Here is a 15,448-nt window from a genome sequence, read left to right as displayed (position 1 = left end):
CTTGCAAGCTCCTGCCAAGCCTGGTCTTTTTATGTGTGCTTTCCCCAGCGCAACCAAATACGTAAACGCCTGAATGCCTGTGCGTCCACTGCATCCGGCAGAATCAGGCAAGGCACACGTTTATCCAGCTGCAGGTTGAGCACGGTGAAATTGGCTGTGACCAGGCTACTGCCATGTACGCTGGCCTGTTGACGCGTACCATTGCGCAGCGTCAGCCAAAGTTCTCCCACATGATTCAATTCCAGTATCACGGGCGAGTGAGGGTGTCGGTGCCAGACATCCCGCCATAAATGGTAGGCAGTCGCCATCATGATCACGCACAGTAACAAGACCTTGACCCACCAGTTCCAGGGCAATATCACCACGGCCAGGCCCGCCATCAACCCCATGCAGACAAACAGTGCCGCCAACCAATGTGAAACACTCAGAATCAGGATAACTGGCTTCACTGTATAATGACGGCTGGTTTTTTGCATCTCGTTCATTCAGAGGATCACCCATGAGTCAGTGGTATCAATTCCTTTCCACACAAGGCGCCAACATACAGGATGGCAATATCCGCTTTCCCCATGCTGCACAGACGGAAGACAGCATCATCACTGACCTGTCACACTATGGCCTGTTGTCCCTGGAAGGAGAAGATGCAGTCACTTTCCTGCAGGGCCAGGTCACCAATGATGTGAAAAAACTGGAAGGCAGTAGTCATTACAGTGGCTATTGCTCGCCCAAGGGCCGCCTACTTGCCCTGTTTTTTGCTTTTTCTCGTGATAATACACTGTACCTGCAATTCGAGCGCGAGCTACTGGAAGCCATTGCCAAGCGTTTACGCATGTATGTATTACGCTCCAAAGTCGTTATCAACGATGTCAGCGACCTCTATGTTCGTATTGGTGTTGCCGGGGAGCAAGCTCAAACAATATTGAATGTCCATTTCGACAACGTGCCAGAAGCCGAGTATGCCATGACCCAGTCAGGTGAAATCAGCCTGATCCGCTTGCCCGGCACTTTGCCGCGCTATGAAATCATCAGCCCGTTGGCACAAGCTGAGGCACTCTGGCTCAGCCTCAGCCAGCATCTGACCCCAGCCAACCATGAAGACTGGAATTGGCGCGAAATCCAGGCCGGCATTCCGGCAGTTGCCAAAGCCACACAGGAAGCATTTGTGCCACAGATGGTCAATCTCGACCTGATCGATGGCATCAACTTCAAGAAAGGCTGCTATACCGGGCAGGAAATCGTGGCACGCACGCACTATCTGGGCAAGGTCAAGCGCCGTACGCACCTGGCCCATATTGCCAGTGATATTGCACCAGCCGCAGGCGACGAGATTCTCGATAGCAATGGCACAGCCGCCGGACAAGTAGTGCGTAGCGCCCCTCATCCGGATGGAGGCCAGAGTATCCTGGCTGAACTACGATTGGAAAGTGTGGAAACTGGCAGCTTAAACTGGCAGGGGAAAACGCTGACTATCCAGCCATTGCCATATCCACTGGATAAATAGGCAGGCCTTATTTTTTTGCGGCTGGTGCTTGAGGCACTGGCGCTGGTGCCGCCATGGGTGCTTGATCTATCACCTGATAAAACACTTCGTCATGCTTGACCATGCCCAGCTCACTGCGTGCACGCTCTTCGATCGCAGTATTGCCCTGCTTGAGATCGTCCACTTCTGCATCCAGCGTATCGTTGCGCTGCTTGAGCGCCATATTGGCATCTTTCTGCGCAACGATTTTCTGGTTAAGGTCCCAGACTCTCAGCCAGCTACCTTTGCCCAGCCACAGTGGATACTGCAGCAAGGCAATCACGGCAACAAAAATGAGAGTCAGGAATTTCACTTCAGGTTATAGAACGCGTCTTTACCTGCATAACTGGTTGCATCGCCAAGCTCTTCCTCGATGCGTAGCAGCTGGTTGTACTTGGCAATACGCTCAGAACGTGAGAGGGAGCCAGTCTTGATCTGCAAGGCATTGGTCGCTACGGAGATATCGGCAATCGTGGTATCTTCAGTTTCACCGGAGCGATGGGAAATCACAGCAGTGTAACCAGCGCGCTTGGCAGTTTCGATTGTTGTGAAAGTCTCGGTCAAAGTGCCGATCTGGTTGACCTTGATCAACACTGAGTTACCTACGCCCTTCTGGATACCTTCACGCAGGATCTTGGCATTGGTCACAAACAGGTCATCACCTACCAGCTGAACCTGCTGACCAATACGGTCAGTCAATAGTTTCCAGCCATCCCAGTCATGTTCGGACATACCGTCCTCGATACTGACGATAGGATACTTCTCCACCCAGTTCGCCAGGTAATCGGTGAACTGTTCCGAAGTCAGTTGCACACCTTCGGACTCAAGGTGGTAGAGGCCATCCTTATAGAATTCGGAGCTGGCGCAATCCAGGCCCAGCAGAATATCGCGACCCGGCTCGTAACCTGCGGCAGTGATCGCCTGCAGGATGTACTGGATCGCAGCTTCGTTGGATGGCAGATCAGGGGCAAAGCCGCCTTCATCACCTACGGTAGTCGCCAAGCCTTCGTTATGCAGGATTTTCTTCAATGCATGGAATACTTCGGCACCAGCACGCAACGCTTCACGGAATGTGGGCAAACCAGCGGGAATAATCATGAATTCCTGCATATCCACGCTGTTCTCGGCGTGCGCGCCACCGTTGATGATATTCATCATCGGGGTAGGCAATTGCATGAAACCGGAACCGCCTAGATAACGGTACAGCGGCAGGCCGGACTCTTCAGCAGCAGCACGTGCACAGGCCATGGAAACAGCCAGAATCGCGTTAGCGCCCAGGCGGCTCTTGTTCTCAGTACCATCAAGGTCGATCAGGGTCTGGTCGATGAAGCTCTGCTCTTCCACGTCCAGGCCGATAATGGCTTCGGTAATTTCAGTGTTGACGTTCTCAACAGCCTGCAATACACCTTTCCCAAGGTAACGCGCAGCATCGCCATCACGCAACTCAACCGCTTCTTTGGTACCAGTGGAAGCACCAGAAGGTACAGCTGCGCGGCCGATCACGCCGGACTCGAGCAGGACATCAACCTCGACAGTAGGATTACCGCGGGAATCAATGATCTCGCGGGCAATAATATCAACAATTGCACTCATGCTTTATTTCCTCAATTTAGATTTGGATTTTTTGTTCCAGCCTACACTGTATGTTCGATGAAGCCGGCTTTTTTCACCACACGGTCAAGGTCGACCAATACTTCCAGCAAATCCCTCATTTTGGGCAGTGGCCAGGCATTTGGACCATCAGACAAAGCCTTGACAGGATCGGGATGCGTTTCCATGAACACCCCCGCCACGCCGCTTGCGACTGCCGCACGGGCAAGTACAGGCACGAATTCGCGCTGGCCGCCACTCTTGTCTCCCTGGCCGCCAGGCTGCTGTACCGAATGCGTGGCATCGAACACCACCGGGCAATTCGTCTCGCGCATAATGGCAAGCCCGCGCATATCAGAGACCAAGGTATTGTAACCAAAAGAAGCACCGCGCTCGCACACCATGATGGTATCTGCACCGCCATTGGCCTCTTTCGCCTTCTGCACGACCTGCCTCATATCACCAGGCGCCAGGAACTGACCCTTCTTGATATTCACTGGCTTGCCGGACCTGGCGCAGGCAGTAATAAAGTCGGTCTGGCGGCAAAGGAAAGCCGGTGTCTGCAACACATCCACCACGGCTGCCACGTGCAGTACCTGTTCTTCAGTATGCACGTCGGTGAGAATGGGTACACCAATCTGGCGGCGCACTTCGTCCAGTATCTTCAGCCCCTCGTCCATGCCGAAACCACGGAACGTTTTGTTGGAACTGCGGTTGGCTTTGTCGTAGGAGGATTTATAGATGAAATTGATACCCAGGGCAGTCGTGAGTTCTTTCAACTGGCCTGCCGTCTCGATTGCCATCTCCTGCGATTCGATCACGCATGTGCCGGCAATCAGGAACAAGGGCTGGTCTATGCCAACCTCAAAACCGCAAAGCTGCATATTTGGTTACGCCTTTCTCTTAGCCAGGGCCGCTGCGATATAGGCATTGAACAATGGATGCCCACTACGCGGATTGGAGGTGAACTCAGGGTGGAACTGGCATGCAAGGAACCATGGATGCACGGTTTCAGGCAATTCCACCATTTCACACAACTGCTCAGTCGGCGTGCGTGCGGAAATCACCAGGCCGGCCTTTTCCAACTGGTCAACATAATTGTTATTCACCTCATAGCGGTGACGGTGGCGCTCATTGACTTCTGCGCCATAAATGGCAAAAGCCTTGGTATCCGGCACAATAGGACACTTCTGCGCGCCCAGGCGCATGGTGCCGCCGAGATCGGAATCTTCGCTGCGCTGTTCCATCTTGCCGTCAGCACCCTTCCACTCAGTAATCAGGCCGACCAGAGGATGCGGGGTCTTGGCATCAAATTCCGTACTGTTGGCGTCCTTGAGCTTGGCAACATTGCGTGCAAACTCAATCACGGCCAACTGCATGCCCAGGCAGATGCCCAGGTATGGCGTCCTGCTTTCACGCGCATAGCGGATAGCGGCGATCTTGCCCTCGGTACCCCGCTTGCCGAAGCCTCCAGGCACCAGGATGGCATCCATTTTTTCCAGCTCGCCAGTGCCCTGTTTTTCCACGTCCTCAGAATCAATGTAATGGATATTGACCTTGGATTCATTATGGATGCCCGCGTGAATCAGGGCTTCCGTCAAGGACTTATAGGATTCGGTCAGGTCTACATACTTGCCGACGAAGGCAATATTCACCTCGTGTTTTGGGTTCTTGAGCGTATGGACAATACGGTTCCAGCTCGACAGGTCTGCCGCGCGCGCAAGCAGATTGAGCTTGTGACAGACGATCTCGTCTAGCATCTGCTCGTGCAACATGCGCGGAATGCTGTAGATACTGTCGGCATCTATCACCGAAATCACTGCCTCGTGCGGCACATTGGTAAACAAGGCAATCTTGCGCTTTTCATCCTCAGGAATGGCACGGTCCGCACGGCAGAGCAGGATATCCGGCTGGATACCGATCTCGCGTAGTTCCTTGACGGAATGCTGTGTAGGCTTGGTCTTGAGTTCACCAGCAGTGGGAATCCACGGTAACAGCGTCAGATGCATGAAACAGGTGTTGTTGCGACCTTCCTCGATACCCATCTGGCGGATGGCTTCCAGGAAAGGCAGGGACTCGATGTCACCCACTGTGCCCCCCACCTCGACGATGGCAACATCGGCACCCTCAGCACCACGCTTGACATGCGCCTTGATCTCGTCGGTGATGTGTGGAATGACTTGTACGGTTTTGCCCAGGTATTCACCGCGACGCTCTTTCTTGATCACGGTTTCATAAATCTGGCCAGTAGTGAAATTATTGCGCTTGCCCATGCGTGCACTGATGAAGCGCTCGTAGTGACCCAGGTCAAGATCGGTTTCGGCACCGTCATCGGTCACGAATACCTCACCATGCTGGAATGGGCTCATGGTACCGGGGTCAACATTGATATAGGGATCAAGCTTGAGCATGGTCACCTTGATGCCACGTGACTCAAGAATTGCGCCCAAGCTGGCAGCTGCAATGCCTTTACCTAAAGAGGAAACAACCCCGCCGGTAACGAATACGAATTTGGTCATGGAATAAAAACTTTGGGACATTGCGGACGGGACTAGATTTTACTGCAAACGCCTATCGGGGACAAATGAGAAATGGAGTAATCTCATCTTGATCATTACGTTTTAATCAGGATTCAAGCAGCAAGCACAGGGCGTGCGCCTGATCAATACAAAGTAATCTCGCCCCATTCACCTGTATCGCCATTGATTGAGTAGCGCACGCGCTTCGCTTGCAACCTCAGAAGCCGTCATCCCCACCGGCCCCACGCCCTTTGCCACCAGGCTGTCTGCAGCAGCTCCATGCAGATAAACGGCAAGCAATACAGCCTCTTCCAGCGACATTTCCTGGGCTGCGAGCGCGGCAATGATGCCACACAGCGTATCGCCCATACCTGCACTTGCCATGCCCGGATTACCACTATGATTGATAAACCAGCGCCCATCCGGCAATGCAACCACACTGCCACACCCCTTGAGCACTACAATCGCCCCGAACTCCCGCGCCATCCTGAGCGCACTCGCGACCCTGTCAGCCTGCACTTCTGCAGTAGTGATATGCAGCAAAGTCGCGGCTTCACCTGGATGAGGAGTAATTGCGAGGGTGCCTGGCTTGCGCTGATGAAGGATCGCCTGCAGTTCAGGGTGAGCAGCCAGCAAGTTCAAGGCATCCGCGTCTAATATCAGCAGTTGCGACAGTTCAAGCAAGGAATGTAGCAGCGACACCGCCGTGTCGGACTGCCCCATGCCCGGCCCTGCCACCATGACAGTTGCAAACTGAGGCACACTGGCAGCATCTCGCAGCATGAGCTCCGCCTGCCCTTGATCCAATGCAGGGGCAGAGCCTGCCAGCAATCCACAATAGACTCTCCCGGCCCCAGCCCGTAATGCAGCACGACCCGCCAGCAAGACAGCCCCAACCATATGCTCTGCGCCACCAATCACTCCCACACTACCATGACTGCCTTTATGGCTGTTCAGCCTGCGCCTGGCAGGCAAGGCCGGAGGCACATCCACCAGAAACCCGGCAGCAGGCGGCGCAGCATTGAGTCCAAGATTATCCAGGTACACCTGCCCAGCGTGATCCGGACCATCCTGCGTATACAGACCCGGCTTAAGTCCGAGGAAAGTCAATGTATGCGCAGCACAAACAGCAGCTCCCAGCACACGCCCAGTATGCATGCAGATACCAGTAGGAATATCCAGTGACAGCACCGGCACTCCCATAGCATTAACCTGCTGCACAAGATCACGATGCAAAGCATCCAGCTCGCGTGTCAGGCCGATACCGAACAATCCATCCACTATCAGTTGCCACTCCCTGCCTTGGGGCAGCCCAGATGCTATTTCACCGCCATCGGCAAGCCAGGCTTCATAAGCAGCCCTGGCATCAGGCGGCAAGCTGGCATACGTCCCGGTAAACACCACATCTACCTGATACCCCTGCTGCCTGAGATAGCGTGCCGCCACCAGGGCATCGCCGCCATTATTCCCCGGCCCGGCAAGTACCAGTATGCGGGCACCGGACACTGTCAACAACAGGCTGGATGCCAGACGGGCAGCGGCCGCCCCGGCTTTTTCCATCAAGCCATCATGTGCGTGCGCCTGCTCCATCGCACGCAACTGGGACTGGGCATACAAAGGTTTCATTCCTTCATCTCCTGATGTATGCGTATCAGGTCATTAGGGGTAACACACCCATGTTCAGTAATGATGCCAGTGACCAATCTGGCAGGAGTGACATCAAATGCCGGATTCGCTGCCATGCTACCTGCAGGTGTCAGGCTCAGCGTCCTGACTGTGCCATCATCTGCCAGGCCGCTGATGGTAGTCACCTCCCGCGGATCACGCTCCTCTATGGGAATGTCGCGCACGCCGCTTTCAATACGCCAGTCTATGGTAGGTGTCGGCACAGCCACGTAAAAAGGTATCTGGTTATCAAAAGCAGCCAGTGCCTTGAGATAAGTGCCAATCTTGTTGCAAACATCCCCTGTTCTTGTCACCCGGTCCGCACCAACAATGACACAGTCGACTTGTCCATGCTGCATCAGGTGGCCGCCGGCATTATCACAGATCACGGTGAATGGAATTCCGTGCTGCGCCAGCTCCCAGGCTGTCAGGCTCGCTCCCTGGTTGCGTGGACGTGTCTCATCCACCCACACATGCACATCCATGCCGGCATCAAACGCTGCATACACAGGCGCAAGTGCCGTGCCCCAATCCACCGTTGCCAGCCAACCTGCATTGCAGTGTGTCAGGATATTCAGGCGTCTGGATTTTCCACGTGCCAGTTCGCGGAGCAGGTTCAGCCCCTGTTGCCCAATGGCATGGTTGATTACAACATCCTCATCTGCAATACACCCGGCCTCCCGCCAGGCATATTCGCACCGCAGGTGTGGCGACACCGGCAGGAGACGCTCCAGCATGCGCTCTAACGCCCAGCGCAAATTCACTGCTGTAGGGCGGCTGGCCAACAATAGTCTGGCTGATTCCTGCAAATGTTTTTCATCGTCAGACTCCAGGCTGGCCAGGGCCATCCCATATGCCGCGGCAGCCCCGATCAAGGGAGCACCGCGTACCTGCATGTTGCGGATTGCTTCTGCCATCTGTCGTACGGAATCAATTTCTACAACTCTGAATTGATGCGGCAACCCTGTCTGGTCAATGATACAAACTTGTTGCGGAAGCATTGAACCGGAAGCAGGTTGCCCTGCCCAGATCGTGCGCCATGATTGCTTGCCGATTTTCATGTTACCTGTCTCAAATAAGAAATATTCCTATCCACAAATTCTGTGGATAACTTTGTGAATATCTGTGACTTAAAAATGTAACCTCCCAATTTATAATGCTTTTTTAAATCGCCCAAAAAATGTACTTTACAATTCATTAATTAAAAAATTAATTAAAATCAATAACTTATTTTAAGTCATTGGATTATTAACATTTTCTAACATTATTTAAAGTATTACTTGAGGTGATGTGTATAAGTTTTCAGTCCAGGCAGAATGTCAAGCGCATTCTCAGTCGTCATTCGCGCTATAGATACCACGTCTTCTGTTCGTATTTCAGCTAGTACTCGGGCGATGCTGACCAGTTGATCCGGGCGGTTACGTCCATGATGTCCCAGCCATGCCGGCGGAATATCCGGGGCATCCGTTTCCAGCACTATGGCCTCCAATGGCAGCACTTTTGCCAGGTGTCGGATTTTAAGGGCGCGCTCATAAGTCATCGCTCCCCCGAACCCTAACTTGAAACCCAGCTTGATGAATGCCTCGGCCTGCTGCAGGCTGCCATTGAATGCATGGGCAATTCCGCGCACTTTGAAGCGCCTGACGTATTTCAGTACTTGGTCAACCGAGCGCCTGACATGCACTAACACCGGCAGATCATATTCACGTGCCAGCTTGAGTTGTTCAGTAAAGTAATATTCCTGCCGCTCACGGTCATAGTGCTCAATGAAGAAATCCAGGCCAATTTCACCTATAGCCACCACATCTGCGCGGTGCTGCTCGATTTCCCTGGCCAACACCTCAAGGTCTGCTGGCACAGACTGATCCACAAATAAGGGATGTATGCCCAATGCCATGGCACAACCGGGATAATGCGCGGCCAGCTCCTGCACGGCGGCAAAATTACTGCGTGCCACAGCAGGCACCACGATCATCCCCACACCAGCCTGCCGGGCTGCTTCGGCTATCTCTGCCCTGTCTGCATCGAACTCGGGCGCATCAAGATGGCAATGGGTATCAATCAGCATGGGCAATAATGCCTACACCACGGGTTTTGCATGTACAAACCAATCGCTGCCAACCTGGCGTGTTTCCAGCACCTGCAAATGCAGCTTCTGCTGCATGCTTTCCAGAGCAGGTATGGCAAACATTCCGCGCGCTGCACTCCCCAGCAGCACTGGAGCGTAGTAAAGGAGCAATTCGTCGACCAGGCCTGCGCTCAAGAGGCTACCATTCAACGCTGCCCCGGCTTCCACCAGCACCTCGTTGACCTGACGTTCAGCCAGTGCCTGCAGCAAAGCGGCCATATCCACTGTGCCTGCCTGGTCTGGCAAATGCAGTAATTCGGCCCCGCTAGCACGCAATGCCGCTTCCTGTTGCGGCAGTTGCTGTGCATGTGCAATCAACACACGCTCGGTCTGCAGTATGGCAGCAGAGCATGGAGTACGTAAGCGGCTGTCCACTATCACGCGGTATGGCTGCACACCATGTCGCGCCGTCAGCAACTGCTCATCGCGCACTGTCAACAGCGGATCATCGGCCAGTACCGTTCCCACTCCCGTCAGAATGGCGCAGGACTGCGCCCGCCACTGCTGCACATGCTGGCGGGCAGGCGAACCGGTGATCCATTTGCTTTCACCATTATGCAGGCCTGTCCTGCCATCCAGACTGGCGGCGATTTTGCTGCGCAACCACGGGCGCTGCCTGCTCATGCGTGAGATAAACCCCTGGTTCAGTGCTCTGGCTTCTGCCTCCATCAACCCGGATGCAACGCTGATGCCATGCTGTGCCAATCGTTGCAGGCCATTGCCAGCCACCAGAGGGTTAGGGTCCTGCATAGCTGCAACAACGCGCCTGACTCCAGCCTTGAGCAATGCATCAGCACAAGGAGGCGTACGACCAAAATGGCTACAAGGCTCCAGCGTCACATAGACATCCGCCCCCTGCGCCAACTCGCCAGCCATACGCAAGGCATGCACCTCCGCATGTGGCTCACCCGCCTTGAGATGGGCGCCTCGCCCTACTATCTGTCCATTCTTGACAATGACACACCCAACCCGAGGATTGGGCATAGTGCCATACAGGCCGCGTGCAGCTTCACGCAATGCAAGACTCATGTACAACTGGTCTTCTGCAGAAAAAATTGAAGAATTACTCATGATGCTGCCATGATAAAGTCAGGCAGGAGAAAGATACAAGGATGTTCAGGAATTGCGCAGAAAGGCAGGACAAGGAATCCCGGTCACTTCACCTTGCCAGAGAAGAAAATCAAAGAGGTAACGCCAGGCCGCTCAATCCAGGTCACGGATTACATCACTGAAATCCCCAGCATCCTGGAAACTGCGATATACCGAGGCAAAGCGGATATAAGCCACTTTATCCATGGCCTTGAGCTCCTGCATCACCATTTCGCCCAGGTCACGGGCAATGATTTCCCGCTCACCCTTGGCAAGAATTTTCTGCATGATGCGCTCCAGCGCATGATCCACATATTCCGTTGGCACAGGACGTTTATGCAAAGCACGAGTAAATGAAACTCGCAGCTTGTCTCGGCTGAATTCAGCACGATTGCCGTTTTGCTTGACGACCTGCGGCAAATGCAGCTCTGCCGTTTCATAGGTGGTAAACCGCTTATCACAGGAAACGCAACGACGGCGGCGCCGTATGGAATCGCCCTCATCATTCACTCGGGAATCAATGACCTGGGTGTCTGCGTCGCCACAAAACGGACATTTCATTTTTCAGCTTTCATGGAGAGGGGGAAATTCACACCTCCCCCATATTCCCGGATTAAGCGCCGTAGACCGGGAAGCGCGCAGTCAAGGCGTGTACTTTAGCCTTGGTCGCCGCAATCACGGACTCATCGGTCGGATTATCCAGGATATCAGCGATCAGGTTGGCAACCTCTGCCGCTTCTGCTTCCTTGAAACCGCGAGTAGTAATGGCAGGTGAGCCAATACGGATGCCGGAAGTGACAAACGGGCTTTCCGGATCGTTCGGGATCGCATTCTTGTTCACCGTGATATGTGCCTGGCCGAGGAAAGCATCCGCAGCCTTGCCGGTCAGCCCCTTGGGGCGGAGATCCACCAGAAATACGTGAGACTGAGTGCCGCCGGAAATAATGCGCAAACCACGTGCCGCCAGAGTCTTGGCCATGGTATCAGCATTCTTGAGCACTTGTTCCTGATATGCCTTGAATTCAGGTTGGGCTGCCTCGAGGAAGGCCACTGCCTTGCCTGCGATCACATGCATGAGCGGACCACCCTGCAGGCTCGGGAACACGCTGGAATTGAGAGACTTCTCAAATTCGGCCTTCGCCAGGATCAAGCCACCCCGCGGGCCACGCAAAGTCTTGTGGGTAGTGGAGGTGACAAAGTCTGCATGTGGCACCGGATTGGGATATACGCCAGCAGCAATCAAGCCCGCATAATGCGCCATATCCACCATGAAATAAGCACCCACCTTCTTGGCAATTTCGGCCATGCGCGCCCAGTCAAAACGCAGGGCATAGGCAGAAGCACCACCGATCAGCAACTTGGGCTTGCACTCCAGTGCAATACGCTCCATCTCGTCGTAATCAATCTCTTCCTTGTCGTTCAGGCCGTAAGGCACGATATTGAACAACTTGCCAGACAGGTTGGCCGGGGAACCATGCGTCAAATGGCCACCGTGGCCCAGGTTCATGCCCATGACGGTATCGCCGGGCTTGAGGATGGAGAAATACACGGCCTGGTTGGCCTGTGAACCGGAGTGTGGCTGCACATTGGCATACTCGGCGCCGAACAGCTTTTTCAGGCGGTCAATCGCCAGCTGTTCAATCTCATCAACGAATTCACAGCCACCATAGAAACGCTTGCCCGGATAACCTTCGGCATATTTGTTGGTCAGCTGGGAACCCTGTGCTTGCATCACTGCCGGGCTGGTATAGTTTTCAGAGGCAATCAGTTCGATATGCTCATCCTGGCGGTTGCGCTCACCTTCCACGTATTTCCACAGATCAGGATCAACCACACTCAGGTTTTTGGCAGTGCTAAACATATTCTTTAATCTCGGGTAAAAAATTAATAGGCAGGATTTTACCATGTTCACTGCGCCATAGCTTTGAAACAGATTCAAAGCAAGTGAAAATGATTCATCACCTGTAGCAATCCATGCCGTCCATCCACCACCATGGATTGTCGGAAGTCTTTTCCATGTGGTGCGAGTATAATCTCTTCCCATTACACCACCGGTCATTTTGCGATATGGCATTGATACGCCAAGAAGACTTCATCACCAGTATCCACCAGGCATTGCAGTATATTGCCTGCTATCACTCGCCCGACTTTCTTGCTGCCATGCATGATGCCTGGCAACGTGAACCGTCGCCCGCCGCACGCGATGCGATTGGACAGATACTGATCAACTCCTATCTCTGCGCCCAGGGCCAACGCCCTTTGTGCCAGGATACCGGCATTGTCGTTGCGTTCATTTCCGTGGGCATGAATGTGCAATGGCAGACGGAGTTGAGCCTGCAGGAAATGGTGGATGAAGGTGTGCGCCGCGCCTACCTGGACCCCGACAATCGCCTGCGTGCCTCCATTGTGCGCGACCCGGCAGGCAAGCGCCTGAATACGCGCGACAACACCCCCTCCATCGTGCACGTCGACATGGTTCCCGGCAATACTGTGGAAATCCACATTGCTGCCAAGGGCGGAGGTTCAGAGAACAAATCCAAACTGGCCATGCTGGAACCTTCTGACGACATCGTTGAATGGGTACTCAAAACCGTTCCGGAAATGGGAGCTGGCTGGTGCCCCCCCGGAGTCCTGGGCATCGGCATCGGCGGCACTGCGGAAAAAGCCATGCTCCTGGCCAAGCAATCCTTGTTCGCCCCGATCGACATCCAGCAATTGCGTGATCGCGGCCCGGCGAACCGGGCCGAGGAATTACGCCTGGAAATCTATGAAAAAGTGAACCGCCTGGGCATTGGAGCACAAGGATTGGGAGGCCTGACCACGGTACTGGATGTCAAAATCCTGGAAGCTCCCACCCATGCTACCTCATTGCCGGTTGCCATCATCCCGAACTGCGCAGCGACACGCCACGTGCATTTAACGCTGGATGGCAGTGGCCCCGCACATTTGCCAGTCCCAGTGCTTGCAGACTGGCCCCAGGTTACACTGGATGCAAGCGCGCCATTGCGCCGTGTCAACCTGGATCAGGTCACGCATGATGATGTTAAAAGCTGGCAACCAGGTGAAAAACTCCTGCTGTCCGGAAAATTGCTGACAGGCCGTGATGCAGCACATAAACGCATTGTGGACTTGATCGCGCGTAATGAACCCATGCCAGATGGCCTGGACTTCACCAACCGCTTCATCTACTACGTGGGCCCTGTCGATCCAGTAGGGGATGAAATCATTGGTCCCGCCGGCCCGACGACTGCCACACGCATGGATAGATTTACCGACACCATGCTCACCAAGACCGGGCTCCTTGGCATGATAGGAAAAGCTGAGCGTGGGGAAGCGACCGTGCATTCCATCAGGCAACATCAATCTGTCTACCTGATTGCAATTGGCGGCGCAGCCTACCTGATCTCACAGGCCATCAAGGCCTCTCGCGTGGTTGCATTTCCCGACCTGGGCATGGAAGCCATCTATGAATTCACGGTTGAAGACATGCCTGTGACCGTTGCCGTAGACAGCCATGGCCATTCCGTCCACGAATCAGGCCCAGTGGAATGGCGTCCCCTTATCGCCAACATCCCGGTTTTCAGCGCATAACATCCCGATCCAGACAGGAACTTATGGCCAGACTTTTTACCCCTATCCGCTTCCGCGATACTGAAATCAAGAACCGTATTTTTGTATCCCCCATGTGTCAATATTCTGCCGAGCAAGGCCTGGCCAATCACTGGCACCTGGTTCACCTTGGCGGGCTGGCGGTCGGCGGTGCAGGACTGGTCATGGTGGAAGCCACCGCAGTGGCGCCCGAGGGCCGCATCACCCCGTTCTGCCTGGGAATATGGTCAGACGAGCACGTCCAGGCGCTCAGGCCGATAGTTGATTTCATCAGGCAGCAGAATGCCGTACCGGCCATCCAGCTTGCACATGCAGGCCGCAAGGCCTCTTGTGACGCGCCATGGCGCGAGGGAAAATTCCTCCCACCAGATCAGGGGGGATGGCAAACAGTGGCACCATCTGCCATTCCACTCACTGACGCGCATGGCACACCTCAAGCACTGAGCCATGAGGATATCCAGCACACCATTGCGCAATTCCGCACTGCTGCCCTGCGCGCATTACAGGCAGGGTTTGAAGTGCTGGAACTGCATTGTGCCCATGGTTACCTGCTGCATGAATTCCTTTCGCCCCTGTCCAACCACCGGGGCGATGAATATGGTGGCAGCCTGGAGAACCGCTGCCGCCTTCCCTTGCAAATTGCACGCGAACTACGCGCCCTGTGGCCGCAGGAAAAACCTGTATTCGTACGTATTTCAGCGACGGACTGGGTTGAAGGTGGATGGGATATTGAACAATCTATCCAGTTTTCCACATGGCTCAAGGAAATCGGGATCGACCTGATAGATTGCTCAAGCGGCGGGCTGACACTGGATGCTAAAATTCCTGCCGGTCCCGGCTACCAGACAACATTCGCCCAGCGTATCCGCAGCGAAGCCGGCATTGCCAGCGCTGCAGTCGGTCTGATCACGTCTGCCCTGCAAGCGGAGCACATCCTGGTAAGCGGCCAGGCCGATGTCATCATGATGGCGCGCAAGCTGCTGAGCGACCCACATTGGCCCCTGCATGCTGCCCGAGAGTTACGTACGGATGTGCCCTGGCCCGACCAATATGTACGTGCCAAGAATATTTAAGTGATCTTACTGCGTCCAACCGGCGCCATACAAAAAGGAATACATCATGAAATGGACTGATAGCCAACATATTGCCGAAGAACTTTTTGACCGCCATCCCGAAGTCGACCCCAAAACCATCCGCTTCACCGATCTCTACAACTGGATTCTGGAGCTGGAGGATTTCGATGACACCCCGGATAAATGTGGCGAACGCATTCTGGAAGCAATTCAGCTTGCCTGGATAGCAGAAGCTGAATAACGCGGTGCATACACC

Annotated in this window: 15 protein-coding genes; 4 read left to right on the top strand and 11 right to left on the bottom strand. The window is 54.3% G+C overall.

Annotation, left to right across the window (positions count from 1 at the left end; genetic code table 11):
* Window positions 1-29: 29 nt before the first annotated feature.
* Window positions 30-485: a protein YgfX gene (locus CHB59_RS10090; protein WP_089376119.1), complete on the bottom strand. Its 456-nt coding sequence runs from the start codon at window positions 483-485 to the stop codon at window positions 30-32.
* A gap of 14 nt (window positions 486-499) precedes the next feature.
* Between CHB59_RS10090 and ygfZ the strand changes: the two genes are divergently transcribed.
* Window positions 500-1,501 (top strand): CAF17-like 4Fe-4S cluster assembly/insertion protein YgfZ, encoded by a 1,002-nt coding sequence (ygfZ, locus tag CHB59_RS10085; protein WP_089376118.1) that lies wholly within the window; start codon window positions 500-502, stop codon window positions 1,499-1,501.
* 7 nt (window positions 1,502-1,508) lie between these two features.
* On the opposite strand, the gene ftsB is transcribed toward ygfZ, so the two are convergent.
* The 10 genes from ftsB to glyA all read right to left on the bottom strand — a co-directional run bounded on the left by ftsB (window position 1,509) and on the right by glyA (window position 12,371).
* A complete protein-coding gene (gene ftsB, locus CHB59_RS10080; RefSeq protein WP_089376117.1) occupies window positions 1,509-1,832 on the bottom strand; it encodes a cell division protein FtsB in 324 nt (107 codons plus the stop codon).
* Window positions 1,829-3,112 (bottom strand): phosphopyruvate hydratase, encoded by a 1,284-nt coding sequence (gene eno, locus CHB59_RS10075; protein WP_089376116.1) that lies wholly within the window; start codon window positions 3,110-3,112, stop codon window positions 1,829-1,831. Before eno ends, ftsB begins: the two co-directional genes overlap by 4 nt.
* A 41-nt stretch (window positions 3,113-3,153) precedes the next feature.
* Window positions 3,154-3,993, bottom strand: coding sequence for a 3-deoxy-8-phosphooctulonate synthase (gene kdsA, locus CHB59_RS10070; protein ID WP_089376115.1), 840 nt, complete (start codon window positions 3,991-3,993; stop codon window positions 3,154-3,156).
* 6 nt (window positions 3,994-3,999) lie between these two features.
* Window positions 4,000-5,628: a CTP synthase gene (locus tag CHB59_RS10065; RefSeq protein ID WP_089376114.1), complete on the bottom strand. Its 1,629-nt coding sequence runs from the start codon at window positions 5,626-5,628 to the stop codon at window positions 4,000-4,002.
* 168 nt (window positions 5,629-5,796) lie between these two features.
* Window positions 5,797-7,254, bottom strand: a complete 1,458-nt coding sequence (locus CHB59_RS10060; RefSeq protein WP_089376113.1) for an NAD(P)H-hydrate dehydratase — start codon at window positions 7,252-7,254, stop codon at window positions 5,797-5,799.
* The gene (mtnA, locus tag CHB59_RS10055) at window positions 7,251-8,354 is read right to left on the bottom strand and encodes an S-methyl-5-thioribose-1-phosphate isomerase (protein ID WP_089376112.1); all 1,104 of its coding nucleotides are present in this window, start codon (window positions 8,352-8,354) and stop codon (window positions 7,251-7,253) included. The genes CHB59_RS10060 and mtnA overlap by 4 nt, the downstream gene beginning before the upstream one ends.
* A gap of 215 nt (window positions 8,355-8,569) precedes the next feature.
* Window positions 8,570-9,361, bottom strand: a complete 792-nt coding sequence (locus CHB59_RS10050) for a TatD family hydrolase (RefSeq protein WP_089376111.1) — start codon at window positions 9,359-9,361, stop codon at window positions 8,570-8,572.
* 12 nt (window positions 9,362-9,373) lie between these two features.
* A complete protein-coding gene (ribD, locus tag CHB59_RS10045; protein ID WP_089376110.1) occupies window positions 9,374-10,492 on the bottom strand; it encodes a bifunctional diaminohydroxyphosphoribosylaminopyrimidine deaminase/5-amino-6-(5-phosphoribosylamino)uracil reductase RibD in 1,119 nt (372 codons plus the stop codon).
* A gap of 132 nt (window positions 10,493-10,624) precedes the next feature.
* Window positions 10,625-11,071 carry a transcriptional regulator NrdR gene (gene nrdR / locus CHB59_RS10040; RefSeq protein ID WP_089376109.1) on the bottom strand — a complete coding sequence of 149 codons (447 nt, stop codon included), beginning with the start codon at window positions 11,069-11,071 and terminating at the stop codon, window positions 10,625-10,627.
* A gap of 52 nt (window positions 11,072-11,123) precedes the next feature.
* The gene (gene glyA / locus CHB59_RS10035; RefSeq protein WP_089376108.1) at window positions 11,124-12,371 is read right to left on the bottom strand and encodes a serine hydroxymethyltransferase; all 1,248 of its coding nucleotides are present in this window, start codon (window positions 12,369-12,371) and stop codon (window positions 11,124-11,126) included.
* Between the two features lie 206 nt (window positions 12,372-12,577).
* On the opposite strand from glyA, the gene CHB59_RS10030 reads away from it, so the two are divergent.
* Genes CHB59_RS10030 through iscX form a run of 3 tightly spaced genes read left to right on the top strand, consistent with a single transcriptional unit; the run spans window position 12,578 to window position 15,433 of the window.
* Window positions 12,578-14,101: a fumarate hydratase gene (locus tag CHB59_RS10030; RefSeq protein ID WP_089376107.1), complete on the top strand. Its 1,524-nt coding sequence runs from the start codon at window positions 12,578-12,580 to the stop codon at window positions 14,099-14,101.
* 23 nt (window positions 14,102-14,124) lie between these two features.
* Complete coding sequence (locus CHB59_RS10025; protein ID WP_089376106.1) at window positions 14,125-15,192, top strand: NADH:flavin oxidoreductase/NADH oxidase; 1,068 nt, start codon at window positions 14,125-14,127, stop codon at window positions 15,190-15,192.
* A 46-nt stretch (window positions 15,193-15,238) separates the two neighbouring features.
* The gene (gene iscX / locus CHB59_RS10020; RefSeq protein ID WP_089376105.1) at window positions 15,239-15,433 is read left to right on the top strand and encodes a Fe-S cluster assembly protein IscX; all 195 of its coding nucleotides are present in this window, start codon (window positions 15,239-15,241) and stop codon (window positions 15,431-15,433) included.
* Window positions 15,434-15,448: the final 15 nt, after the last annotated feature.

This window comes from Methylobacillus rhizosphaerae (assembly GCF_900187985.1).
Lineage (GTDB): Bacteria > Pseudomonadota > Gammaproteobacteria > Burkholderiales > Methylophilaceae > Methylobacillus > Methylobacillus rhizosphaerae.
Note: the sequence above shows the minus strand (reverse complement) of the source record. Positions and strands in the feature narration are given on the sequence as shown.